Annotated in this window: 11 protein-coding genes; 9 read left to right on the forward strand and 2 right to left on the reverse strand. The window is 73.2% G+C overall.

Translation table 11 applies throughout. The features are described from left to right. Positions 1-39: 39 nt before the first annotated feature. Positions 40-1,875 (forward strand): AMP-dependent synthetase/ligase, encoded by a 1,836-nt coding sequence (locus tag ACIQFU_RS10950; RefSeq protein WP_402550567.1) that lies wholly within the window; start codon positions 40-42, stop codon positions 1,873-1,875. An 84-nt stretch (positions 1,876-1,959) separates the two neighbouring features. On the opposite strand, the gene ACIQFU_RS10955 is transcribed toward ACIQFU_RS10950, so the two are convergent. Then, positions 1,960-3,099 carry an acyl-CoA dehydrogenase family protein gene (locus ACIQFU_RS10955; protein ID WP_402550568.1) on the reverse strand — a complete coding sequence of 380 codons (1,140 nt, stop codon included), beginning with the start codon at positions 3,097-3,099 and terminating at the stop codon, positions 1,960-1,962. A 74-nt stretch (positions 3,100-3,173) separates the two neighbouring features. Between ACIQFU_RS10955 and ACIQFU_RS10960 the strand changes: the two genes are divergently transcribed. Continuing rightward, complete coding sequence (locus ACIQFU_RS10960) at positions 3,174-3,770, forward strand: TetR/AcrR family transcriptional regulator (protein WP_402550569.1); 597 nt, start codon at positions 3,174-3,176, stop codon at positions 3,768-3,770. 23 nt (positions 3,771-3,793) lie between these two features. Here the strand turns inward: ACIQFU_RS10960 and ACIQFU_RS10965 are convergent, their stop codons facing one another. Next, positions 3,794-5,299, reverse strand: coding sequence for an aldehyde dehydrogenase family protein (locus ACIQFU_RS10965; RefSeq protein WP_402550570.1), 1,506 nt, complete (start codon positions 5,297-5,299; stop codon positions 3,794-3,796). Between the two features lie 440 nt (positions 5,300-5,739). Here ACIQFU_RS10965 and ACIQFU_RS10970 point away from each other — a divergent pair, with 440 nt between their 5' ends. The 7 genes from ACIQFU_RS10970 (at position 5,740) to ACIQFU_RS11000 (ending at position 12,210) form a co-directional block, all read left to right on the forward strand. Beyond that, positions 5,740-7,656 (forward strand): ATP-binding protein, encoded by a 1,917-nt coding sequence (locus ACIQFU_RS10970; protein WP_402550571.1) that lies wholly within the window; start codon positions 5,740-5,742, stop codon positions 7,654-7,656. A gap of 113 nt (positions 7,657-7,769) precedes the next feature. Further along, the gene (locus ACIQFU_RS10975; protein WP_402550572.1) at positions 7,770-8,204 is read left to right on the forward strand and encodes a roadblock/LC7 domain-containing protein; all 435 of its coding nucleotides are present in this window, start codon (positions 7,770-7,772) and stop codon (positions 8,202-8,204) included. A gap of 2 nt (positions 8,205-8,206) precedes the next feature. After that, complete coding sequence (locus ACIQFU_RS10980; RefSeq protein ID WP_402550915.1) at positions 8,207-8,581, forward strand: DUF742 domain-containing protein; 375 nt, start codon at positions 8,207-8,209, stop codon at positions 8,579-8,581. Then, the gene (locus ACIQFU_RS10985; protein ID WP_402550573.1) at positions 8,559-9,188 is read left to right on the forward strand and encodes a GTP-binding protein; all 630 of its coding nucleotides are present in this window, start codon (positions 8,559-8,561) and stop codon (positions 9,186-9,188) included. The genes ACIQFU_RS10980 and ACIQFU_RS10985 overlap by 23 nt, the downstream gene beginning before the upstream one ends. Then, a complete protein-coding gene (locus ACIQFU_RS10990; protein ID WP_402550574.1) occupies positions 9,185-9,760 on the forward strand; it encodes a GAF domain-containing protein in 576 nt (191 codons plus the stop codon). Before ACIQFU_RS10985 ends, ACIQFU_RS10990 begins: the two co-directional genes overlap by 4 nt. Positions 9,761-9,948: 188 nt before the next feature. After that, on the forward strand, positions 9,949-10,977 hold the full coding sequence (tdh, locus tag ACIQFU_RS10995; protein ID WP_402550575.1) for an L-threonine 3-dehydrogenase: 1,029 nt from the start codon (positions 9,949-9,951) through the stop codon (positions 10,975-10,977). A 39-nt stretch (positions 10,978-11,016) separates the two neighbouring features. Beyond that, positions 11,017-12,210 carry a glycine C-acetyltransferase gene (locus ACIQFU_RS11000; RefSeq protein WP_402550576.1) on the forward strand — a complete coding sequence of 398 codons (1,194 nt, stop codon included), beginning with the start codon at positions 11,017-11,019 and terminating at the stop codon, positions 12,208-12,210.

Genomic DNA, 12,210 nt, shown 5'->3' on the forward strand with positions numbered 1-12,210 from the left:
GCCGCCGGCCGTCCCCGTCCGACCCCCAAGGAGGCCCCGATGACTCCAGAGCCCCGTACCACCGGCGAACCCCCGGACACACCGGACCGGCCGGCGACCCTGCCCCGGCTGCTGGCCCGCAACGCCCGGGACCACCCCGCGCTTCCCGGGCTCTCCTGGCAGCCGGCGGACGGGGACGGCGGCTGGACGACGCTCACCTGGGCGGCGATCCACGAGCACACCGAGCGCCTGGCCGCCGGATACGCGGCACTCGGCGTCGGCCGCGGCGACCACGTGCTCCTGATGATGGCCAACCGGCCCGAACACTGGCTGTCCGACCTGGCACTGGTCCGCCTGGGTGCCGTGCCGGTCAGCGTCTACGGCACCGCGGCCCCCGAGCAGATCACCCACATCGCCCGCAACTGCCGGGCCCGCCTCGCCGTAGTGGAAGGGGCGGCGCAGGCGGCGCTGTGGGAGCCGCTCCTGACCGACGCGGACACCCCCCTTGAACGGCTGGTGGTGGCCGAGGTGGGCGCCGAGGGCGGCCACACCCCGTACGAGACCCTGCTCGGGGAACCGGCGACCGAGCCGTTCGTCAAGGAACTGGACGCGGCGAGCCCCGGGGACCCGCTGACCGTCGTCTACACCTCCGGCACCACCGGCGAGCCCAAGGGCGTCGTCCTGACCCACCGCCAGGTGATGGCCAACGCCCTGGCGCTGGACGCCGTGGTGGAGCTGCCGCCGCACGTCGAGCACATCTGCTACCTGCCGTTCGCCCACATCGCGGAGCGCATGCTGGGCATCTACCTGCCCTGTCACCGGGCCTCGCACGTCCACCTCTGCGCCGACCCGGCCGCCGTGGGCACGGTCGTGCGCAAGGTGCGCCCCGCGCAGTTCTTCGGCGTGCCGCGGATCTGGGAGAAACTGTGCGCCGCCGTGCGGGCCGTCCTCTCCCTGATGCCGGCCGAGCAGCGGGAGGCCATCGACGCGGCGTCCGCGGTGGCCCGGGAGCACGTCGGGTACCGCGAGCGGGGCGAGTCGCCGCCCGCCGAACTGGAGGAGCGCTACGCCCGCGCCCGAGAGGAGGTGCTGCTGCCGCTGCTGGCGGCGGGCGGCCTCGACCGGGTGACCTGGGCGGCCAGCGCCTCGGCGCCGATGCCGTTCGACGTGGTCGACTTCTGGGCCGGGTTCGGCGTCGTGATCATGGATGCCTGGGGGCTGACCGAGACCACCGGCGTGGCCACCACCAACAGCCCCCGGACCGGATTCCGGCTCGGCTCGGTGGGACGCCCCGTGGAGTCCGTGGAGGTACGGCTCGCCGCGGACGGCGAGATCGAGGTGCGGGGAGAGTCCGTCTTCTCCGGCTACCTCCGGCCGGACGGATCGGTGCGGTCGGCCCTGGACGCGGACGGCTGGCTGGCCACCGGCGACATCGGGCGGACGGACGAGGACGGCTACCTCTGGCTCACCGACCGGAAGAAGGAGATGATCGTCACCTCGACCGGCAAGAACGTCTCCCCGGCCCTGGTGGAGAACGCGCTCAAGGAGCACCCGCTGATCGGTCAGGCCCTGGTGCACGGCGACCGGCGCTCCTACCTCGTCGCCCTGCTGGTGCTGGACGCGGAGGCCGCCCCCGCCTGGGCCGCCGCCAACGGCGTCGAGGCGGACGGCACGGTCGCCGGGCTGGTGGGGCACCCGGCCGTCAGGGCGGAGGTGGACCGGGCGGTGGCCGCGGCCAACTCCCGGCTCAGCCGCACCGAGCAGGTGAAGCGGTACGAGCTGCTGGCCGGGGAGTGGGGCCCGGCGACCGGCGAGCTGACACCCTCGCTGAAGATGCGGCGCCGGGTCATCCGGGACAAGTACGCCGAGACGCTGTCCGGTCTGTACGGCGACTGAGCGCGGCCCACCGCGGGAACCCGACGGCGTCGCCCGCCCCCCCCCGGACGGAGGGCGGGCGACGCCGCTCGTTCACCGGCCGGCTCAGAGACCGTACGTCTTGCCGATCACGTCCCGCTGGATCTCGCTGGTTCCGCCGTAGACCGTGGAGACGACCGCGGCCCGCAGATGGCGTTCCATGTCGAACTCGGTCGTGTAGCCGTAGCCGCCCATCATCTGCATGCCCTCCAGGGCCGCCCGCTTGGCGACCTCCGTGGCCTTCAGCTTGGCCATCGACGCCTCCCGCGGGAACAGCCTGTCCGGCTCGGCGTCGCAGTCCAGGGCCACCTCGCGCACCAGCAGCCGGGTGCACTCGATCTCGGTGGCGAGGTCGGCCACCCGGTGCCGCAGCGCCTGGAAGGAACCGACGGGCCGCCCGAACTGCTCGCGCTCGCGGACGTAGCCGAGCGCGTCGTCGAACGCCCGGCGGGCCAGGCCCAGCATGTTCGAGGCCAGGAGCAGGCGCTCGTGGTTCAGTCCGGCCATCAGCTGCCGCCAGCCGTCGTTCACCCGGCCCACCACGGCGTCGGCGGGAAGCCGGACGTCGGTGAGGAACACGTCGTTCACCTCCCGGCCGCCCATGGTGTCGATGCCCCGCACCTCCACGCCCGGGGTGCCGGAGGGCAGGTGGAACATGGTCAGTCCGCCGTGCTTGTCCTCGCCGGTGCGGGCCACCAGCAGGATGCCCTCGGCACAGTGGGCGTTGGAGATCCAGGTCTTCTGCCCCTCGATCAGCCAGGTGCCGTCCGCCGCCTGCCGGGCCCGGCAGCGAAGGGCACCGACGTCGGAACCCGCCTCCGGCTCCGACATGGCGATCGACAGGACGTCGCCGCGCACGACGCCGGACAGCACCTCGTGGCGCTGCCGCTCGCTGCCGAACCGCTCGTACGCCTTGGCGGCGATGACGGTGGTGACGAAACCGCCGGCCGGGACCATCCCGTAGGAGGTCTCCTCCAGGAAGAGGCAGGCGTCGGCCAGCCCGCCGCCGGCACCCCCGTACTCCTCGGGCAGGCACACCCCGAGCCAGCCCAGTTCCGCGAGCCTGCCGTACAGCCCGGGATGGTGGGCGCCCCGGCCCTCGCCGGTCAGTGCGTCGCGCTGCTGCCGGGTGCCGCACTCGCGCTCGGCGAAATCTCTGACGGCCGCGACGAACGCGGACTGCTCCTCGGTGAGACGGCTTCCCATCAGGTCCTCCAGAAGTCGTGTGACAAAGTGCGGGTAGTTGTTTCTCGTTCTCTCGGGACGGAGGTGTCGGATTCGTGAGTACGGTCCTGGCGGCCGGGACGGAGGACCCGACGGCGCGACGCATCCTCGACGCCGCGCTGGAGCAGTTCACCGTCTTCGGCCTGCGCCGTTCCTCCATGGACGACGTCGCCAGACGGGCCGGTGTCTCCCGGGTCACCGTCTACCGGCGCTTCCAGAACAAGGACACGCTGGTCGAGCAGACGCTGCTGCGCGAGAACAGGCGGTTCTTCCAGCGGCTGGACGCGGCGGTGGCCGCCCTGCCGACCATGGAGGAACGGGTCGTCGAGGGATTCGTGGTCGCCCTGCGCCACACCCGCGCGCACCCGCTCTTCGGGGGCCTGCTGCGCCTTGAGCCCGAGGTGGTGCTGCCGTACCTCACCGTGCAGGGCGGCTCCTCGCTCGCCGCCACCGTCGACTACCTGACGGGCCACCTGCGCCGTGCCCAGCAGGCCGAGGGCCGGCCCGGCGACGATCCGCGGCCCGTCGCCGAACTCATGGTGCGGGTGGCGGTCTCCTTCCTGCTCAACCCCGCCGGCTGCATCGAGATGGAGGACGAGGACCAGGCCCGCGCCTTCGCCCGTCGCTACCTGGCCCCCCTCCTCAACGCCTGAACGGCCGGGCGCCGACCGGTGGTTCAGTGCCGCAGGTGCAGTGCCCGGGCCAGCCGCACCGCGCGCTCCCGGGTGGCGGCCGGCACCTCGAACGAGGTCAGCGCGACCGGCGGGGTGAACCGCTGCACGGTCGTCGACTGCACCGCCGTGAACGCCCGCAGTCCCTCCGCCCCGTGGATCCGCCCGAAGCCGGAGTCCCGCGAACCGCCGAACGGCAGCGCCGGTACGGCCGCGAAGCCCAGCACCGAGTTCACCGACACCGCCCCCGCGCGCAGCCGCGCCGCGATCGCGGCCCCGGTGCGCCGGCTGCCGCAGAAGACCGCGGCTCCCAGGGCGTACCGCGAGTCGTTGGCGCGGGCCACCGCCTCGTCCACGTCGGCCACCGCGTCGACGGCGACGACCGGCCCGAAGGTCTCCTCCGTCATCGCGGACGACTCCTGCGGCACCCCGGTCAGGACGACGGGCGCGACATACGGCGCCCGGCCCGACCCGGGGCCGCCCAGCAGGGCCCGCGCGCCCGACGACACCGCCGAGGCCACGTGCCGCTCCACGGTCGCGATCTGGCCCGGCAGGGTCATCGGCCCGTAGTCCGCGTCCCCGTCCGAGCCCGGCCGCAGCGCGCCGGCGCGCCGCACCACCCGTTCGCACAGCGCCTCGTGGATCTCGCGCACGGCGTAGACGCGCTCCACACCCGCACAGGTCTGCCCGGCGTTGCTGAACGCGCCCCACACGATCGCGTCCGCGGCGGCGTCCAGGTCAGCGTCCGCGGTGACGATCACTGCGTCCTTGCCGCCGCACTCGGCGAGGAACGGCGTCAGCGTCCGCGCGCACACCGCCATCACCTCGCGCGCCGTCCCGGGCGACCCGGTGAACGCCAGCTTGTCGACCCCGGAGCGGGCCAGCGCCTCCCCGGTGGCCGCGGCGCCGGTCACGGTGGCGAGCAGCCCGGCGTGCGCGGGCACGGCCCGGTCGAACAACTCGGCGAGCAGGACGCCGGTGCCCGGGGTCAGTTCGGAGGGCTTGAGGACCACGGCGTTCCCGGCCGCCAGGGCGTACCCGACGGAGCCCATCGGGGTGTAGCAGGGGTAGTTCCACGGGCCGATCACACCGACCACGCCCAGCGGCCGGTGCACCAGCGACGCCCGTTGGTGGACGGTGAACAGCCCGGTGCGCACCCGCCGCCGGCGCAGCACGCGATCGGCGTTGCGAGCGGCCCACCCCAGGTGCTCCAGCGTGAGGACGACCTCCAGCTCGGCGTCCCCGGCCGGCTTGCCGGTCTCCTCGGCGACGGTCCGGGCGACGGTGTCCAGTTCGGCGGCGAGCGTCCGCTTCCAGCGCAGCAGTTGCTCACGGCGCCGGGCCGCAGGCAGCGCGGCCCACCCCGCCTGCGCCTGCCGGGCCCGCGCCACGGCCCGGGCCACCTCCTCGGGGCCGTCGACCGGATGCTCGGCGAGAGGTTCGCCGGTCGCCGGGGAGCGGGTGGTGAACGTCGCGGCACGGGGTGCGGCGTCCGGGCTGGTGTCGGTCATCGGGCCCCCAGTGAGTCGAAGATACAAAATCCATATACTTGTTTCACGGGGGTGTGGGGGCGTCAATGGGTTCGTCGATACGGGTTCGTCGATACTCGCGGCAGGCCGTCGTGGGCATCGCCCGGTTCGCCCCCTGCCGGCGCCTGGCGTCCGAGGGGTCCCGTACCCGCCCGTGTGCCTCAACCGGGGTGCTCCGGCTTCCGGTTTCCGGTCACCGACGGTGACCGTTTCTGATCGAGTCGGACCGGTTCCCCGTCATGGTCGAACGGTTGCGTATCCGGCTTATCGGTCTGTCGTACGAGGCCTCATACCAGAGCGGGACGTTGGCCGAGGGACTTTGGCAACTGCCCACCGCACATGAGGGCCAGGCGACTACTGTCAGTGTCCGTCGGGCGACGTAGGGCCGACCAACCAGTACACGGACCAGTACGAGGACACCGATGTCTCACCTCCGCGCACCGGCCGCGCGCGCAGACCGCCGCGAGGGCGGGCGGCACGGCCGGCCGGCCCCACGTACCACCGCCGCGCCGCCCGAGACCCAGATACGGCCCCAACTACTGCGGCTCGCCGTCCTGCCGCCGGTCGCGGTCGCCCTCAGCGCCAGCGCGGTCGTCCTGTTCACCGTCCGGTCCACCGGCGCCCGGCCCGGCCCCGTCCTGTGGGGCTTACTGGCCGGGGCCCTCTCGGTGACCGTCGCGGCCGTCGTCATCGCCGCCGTCGCCGCCGGCCGCGCGGCGCGGTCGGTGCACGACCGCGTCGGCGCCCTGCGCCGCGGCACCGCACGCCACGAGGGGGAACTGCGGGCCGTCGTCGAGGCGTTGCGCCGGGGCGAGACCCCGTCCCCGCGCACACCGCGCGGTGGCCCGCCGGACGACGCCGACGACTTCGAACTGCTCGCCGCCGACCTCTCCCGCGCCCACGACGGGGCCGTCACCGCCGTCGTCCGGGCCGCCCAGCTCTCCAGCCAGGCGGGCAGCGAACAGAAGCTTGAGGTCTTCGTCAACCTCGCCCGGCGCCTACAGTCCCTGGTGCACCGGGAGATCTCCATCCTGGACGAGCTGGAGAACGAGATCGAGGACCCCGACCTCCTCAAGGGCCTCTTCCACGTCGACCACCTCGCCACCCGCATCCGCCGCCACGCGGAGAACCTCGCCGTGCTCGGCGGCGCCGTCTCCCGCCGGCAGTGGAGCAACCCGGTGGACATGACCGAGGTGCTGCGCTCTGCCATCGCCGAGGTCGAGCAGTACTCCCGGGTCCGGCTGGTCCCGCCGATCGACGGCACCCTGCGCGGCCACGCCGTCGCCGACGTCATCCACCTGCTCGCCGAACTCGTCGAGAACGCCACCCTGTTCTCAGCCCCGCAGACCCAGGTGCTGATGCGCGCCAACCTCGTCACCTCGGGCCTCGCCGTCGAGGTCGAGGACCGCGGACTCGGCATGCCCGTCGGCGAGCAGGACCGGATGAACGCCCTGCTCGCCGACCCCGACCAGGTCAACGTCGCCCGCCTGCTCGCGGACGGGCGCATCGGACTGTTCGTCGTCTCCCAGCTCGCCAAGCGGCACGGGATCACCGTCCGGCTGCAGACCAACATCTACGGCGGTGTCCAGGCCGTACTGGTCGTGCCGCAGGCGCTGCTGGGCACGGAGCCGGGCGCGCTTCCCGCCGGTGCCGCCCGTCCGGCCGAGGTCACCAGCGCCGGCCCGGTGCACGTGGCGCCGCCCCGGCAGCAGGTGCGGGCCGTGTCTCCCGCGGTGCCGCAGGCCCCGGACATGTCCGTCACCGGGCACATGCCGACCCCGGACGTGCCGGCCTTCGACGCGCCCCCTCCGGCCGCACCGACGCCGCTGCCCGCGGTACCGGATCCGGCCGCACCTCCGCCTGCCCCCGCGTTCACTCCCGCTCCTGTCCCCGCTCCTGTCCCCGCTCCTGCTCCCGCCCCCGCTCCCGAGGCGCCCGGCCCCGTCGAGGCCCGCAGGGCCGCCGGCGAACCAGCGCCGCTGCCCGTGCGCGGCACGCACCGGAACCGGCCCACCCCGGCCGCCGCCGTGCCCGGTGTGCGGCCCGAGGACCGGGGCGTCGTCGCCGAACACGCGGCCACCCCGCCCGTCCCGAGGCACAGCGCGGTGCGCGGCACCATGGGAAAGCCCCAACTGCCGCGCCGCCGCGCCCAGGAGCACATCGTCCCCCAGCTGCGCGGCGGTCCCGTACCCCGCCAGGAGCCCGAGCAGTACACCGGGCACGACCCGGGCCTGATGGCCGCCTTCCAGCGCGGCATCGGCCTCGCGGAGGGCCGGCAGCCCACCGGACGGGCGCCCCTGACAGCGACCCACGGCGACCCGGGTGCGCCCTCCGAATGACCACCCGCACCCCCACTTCCCACCCCGCCCGCACGACCACCCCACCCATGACCACCCCCACTCACACGACCCGCGCTCCCGCAGACCTTCGTACCCCAAGGAGTCGATCCACCATGGCGAGCGATGCGCCGACCGGCCAAGTGTCCGACCTCGACTGGCTGATGAGCGGCCTCGTCCAGCGCGTGCCGCACACGAGAAGCGCGGTTCTGCTGTCCGCCGACGGGCTGGTGAAGTCCGTCCACGGACTCGACGCCGACAGCGCCGACCACATGGCGGCCCTGGCCTCCGGCCTGTACTCCCTCGGCCGCAGTGCCGGTGTCCGCTTCGGCGACGGCGGTGACGTGCGGCAGGTCGTCGTCGAGCTCGACTCGACCCTGCTCTTCGTCACCACCGCGGGCTCCGGAACCTGCCTCGCCGTGCTGGCCGGACGCGAGGCCGACGCGGCCGTGCTCGGCTACGAGATGGCGATGCTGGTCAAGAGCGTCCGCCCCTACCTGGTCACCGCACCCCGGCAGCACACCGTCGAACCCCCGGCGATGAGGCCTTGACGGTGGCCGCGGCCGGCGACGGGCCCTGGCTCGACGACGCGGCCGGACGGCTGGTGCGGCCCTTCACCGTCAGCAACGGCCGTACCCGGCCCACCGTCGCGCTCGATCTGATGTCCCAGGTCATGGCCACCGGGGCGACCCCCCTCGGCTACCTCGGACCCGAGCACACGCAGGCACTCGACCTGTGCCCGGCGCCCCTCCCGGTCGCCGAACTCGCCGCCCGTCTGCGGCTTCCGGTGGCGGTCACCAAGGTGCTGCTCTCGGACCTCGTCGACTGCGGCGCGCTGACCACCAAACCCCCCGCCGCGTTCCACCACAATCCCACGGACCGGGCCCTTCTGGAGGCAGTGCTCGATGGACTACGACGACAGCTCTGACCACGCACACGGCGAAGGCGCCGACCCGTTCCCCACCGCCCTGAAGATCCTGGTGGCGGGCGGATTCGGCGTCGGAAAGACGACCTTCGTCGGCGCGGTCAGCGAGATCGCGCCGCTGAGCACGGAGGAACTGCTCACCACGGTCAGCGCCGCGACCGACAACCTCGACGGAATCGAGAACAAACTCGAAACAACCGTGGCCATGGACTTCGGCCGCCTCACCCTCGATGCCGAACACGTCCTGTACCTCTTCGGAACGCCCGGCCAGGAACGCTTCTGGTTCATGTGGGACGAGCTGTGCGAAGGCGCGCTCGGTGCGGTGATCCTCGCCGACACCCGGCGCCTGGAGGAGTCCTTCGCCGCCGTCGACTTCTTCGAGGAGCGCGGCCTCGGCTTCGTCGTCGCGATCAACCAGTTCGACGGCGCCCACCGCTACGACCCCGAGGAGGTGCGCGCGGCCATGGACCTGCACCCCGAGATCCCGATCGTGCGCTGCGACGCCCGGATCTCCAGCTCCGGCGTCCAGACGCTGCTCACCCTCGTACGCCATCTCATCGCCCACACCCCGGCCCCCGCCTCGGGGTTCGGGGCCGGAGTCCGCCCATGAGCTACGACCCGCCGCGCCCGGCCGGACGCCTGCTGCTCACCCCCGAGGACCGCGAGGCCCCCGCCCGGGTGCGGCGGCTGCGCCGGCTGGGCCTGGCGGAACGCGCCGATCCCGCCCTCGACGCGTTCGCCGCGCATCTCGCCGGCCTCGCCGAGGCGCCGTACGCGATGGTCAACTTCCTGGTGGAGGGCGGGCAGTTCTTCGCGGGCCTGCGGGTGCCGGACGTCCCCCCGGTGACGCGCGGGGACGGGACCAGTCCCGAGTTCGGCCGGGTCCAGCCCCGTGACCACGGCTTCTGCCCCCATGTGGTGGTCCGACGCAAGGCGCTGGTGCTGGAGGACGTGCGCGACTACCCGCGCTTCGCGGGCAACCCCGTCGTCGACGCCTTCGGGATCCGCTCCTACCTGGGTGCCCCGCTCATCGACAGCACGGGGACGGTCCTCGGCACCGTCTCAGCCGCCGACGTGCGGCCCCGCACCTGGGGGACCGCGGGCCTGGCGGCGATCAAGTCCGCGGCGGCCGACCTCGTACGGCGCATCGAACGCAGCGCTGAGGACGGGCTCCCGCTGTGAATCGCAGGACAACGGGGTGCTTGGGGCGTGCGGCGTGAAGGAAAGCTGCGGCCGGGCTTAAGAAAGGCTCGATGGACCGGGGGCGGTCCCGTACGGCAGATTGCTGTGCGATTCCCCTCCCCTTCCCGGACGCGGGCCGCCTCGGCATGCCCCGCGCCGGGACCTCACCCCCGTCAGGAGCCGTAGCGTTGAAGGCGCTGGTCAAGGAGAAGGCGGAGCCCGGGCTGTGGCTCAGCGACGTCCCGGAGCCCACCGTCGGACCCGGTGACGTACTCATCAAGGTGCTGCGCACCGGCATCTGCGGCACCGACCTGCACATCAGGGCCTGGGACGGCTGGGCGCAGCAGGCCATCCGCACCCCGCTCGTCGTCGGCCACGAGTTCGTCGGCGAGGTCGTCGGGACCGGGCGCGACGTCACCGACGTCAAGACCGGCGACCGGGTCAGCGGCGAGGGCCACCTGGTCTGCGGCAAGTGCCGCAACTGCCTGGCCGGACGGCGCCACCTGTGCCGCGCCACCGTCGGCCTCGGCGTCGGCCGCGACGGGGCGTTCGCCGAGTACGTCGCCCTGCCCGCCGGAAACGTCTGGGTGCACCGCGTCCCCGTCGACCTCGACGTCGCCGCGATCTTCGACCCGTTCGGCAACGCCGTGCACACCGCGCTGTCCTTCCCGCTGGTCGGCGAGGACGTCCTCATCACCGGCGCCGGACCGATCGGCCTGATGGCCGCCGCCGTGGCCCGGCACGCGGGCGCCCGCAACGTCGTCGTCACCGACGTGAGCGAGGAGCGGCTGGAACTGGCCCGCAAGGTCGGCGTCAGCCTCGCCCTGAACGTCTCGGCCGCGACCATCGCCGACGGGCAGCGGGAGCTGGGCCTGCGCGAGGGCTTCGACATCGGCCTGGAGATGTCCGGCCGCCCCGAGGCCATGCGCGACATGATCGCCAACATGACGCACGGCGGCCGGATCGCCATGCTCGGCCTGCCCGCCGAGGAGTTCCCGGTCGACTGGGCCCGGATCGTCACCTCCATGATCACCGTCAAGGGCATCTACGGCCGCGAGATGTTCGAGACCTGGTACGCCATGTCCGTGCTGCTCGAAGGCGGCCTCGACCTCGCCCCCGTGATCACCGGCCGGTACTCCCACCGCGACTTCGAGGCCGCCTTCGCCGACGCGGCGAGCGGTCGCGGCGGCAAGGTCATCCTCGACTGGACCGCGTAAGCCACCCCCGCAACTCCCGTATATCCAGGAGCTTCTGAGATGTTCGACTCCGTACGCGACGACCTGCGCGCCACCCTCGACGAGATCCGCGCCGCCGGCCTGCACAAGCCCGAGCGCGTCATCGGCACCCCGCAGTCCGCGACCGTCGAGGTCACCGCCGGCGGTCGCCCAGGCGAGGTCCTCAACTTCTGCGCCAACAACTACCTCGGCCTCGCCGACCACCCCGAGGTCGTCGCCGCCGCCCACGAGGCGCTGGACCGCTGGGGCTACGGCATGGCCTCCGTCCGCTTCATCTGCGGCACCCAGGAGGTGCACAAGGAACTGGAGGCCCGCCTCTCCGCGTTCCTCGGCCAGGAGGACACGATCCTCTACTCCTCCTGCTTCGACGCCAACGGCGGCGTCTTCGAGACCCTCCTCGGCCCCGAGGACGCGGTGATCTCCGACGCCCTCAACCACGCCTCCATCATCGACGGCATCCGCCTCAGCAAGGCGCAGCGTTTGCGCTACGCCAACCGCGACATGGCCGACCTGGAGGCGCAGCTCAAGGCCGCGGGCGAGGCCCGCCGCAAGCTGATCGTCACCGACGGCGTCTTCTCCATGGACGGCTACGTCGCCCCGCTCGACGATATCTGCGACCTCGCCGAACGCTACGACGCCATGGTCATGGTCGACGACTCGCACGCCGTCGGCTTCGTCGGCCCCGGCGGGCGCGGCACCCCCGAGCTGCACGGCGTCATGGACCGCGTCGACATCATCACCGGCACCCTGGGCAAGGCGCTGGGCGGCGCCTCCGGCGGCTACGTCGCCGCCCGCGCCGAGATCGTCGCCCTGCTGCGCCAGCGCTCCCGGCCCTACCTCTTCTCCAACACCCTCGCCCCGGTGATCGCCGCCGCCTCCCTCAAGGTGCTCGACCTGCTGGAGTCCGCCGACGACCTGCGCGTACGCCTGGCCGAGAACACCGCCCTGTTCCGCCGCCGGATGACCGAGGAGGGCTTCGACATCCTCCCCGGCGACCACGCCATCGCGCCCGTCATGATCGGCGACGCGTCGAAGGCGGGCCGCATGGCGGAGCTGCTCCTGGACCGCGGCGTGTACGTGATCGGCTTCTCCTACCCGGTCGTCCCGCAGGACAAGGCCCGCATCCGCGTGCAGCTGTCCGCCGCCCACTCCACGGACGACGTGAACCGCGCGGTGGACGCCTTCGTGGCGGCCCGGAAGCAGCTCGCGGCCTGA

Origin of the sequence: Streptomyces sp. NPDC093065, assembly GCF_044754585.1 — a bacterium.
Classification (GTDB): domain Bacteria; phylum Actinomycetota; class Actinomycetes; order Streptomycetales; family Streptomycetaceae; genus Streptomyces.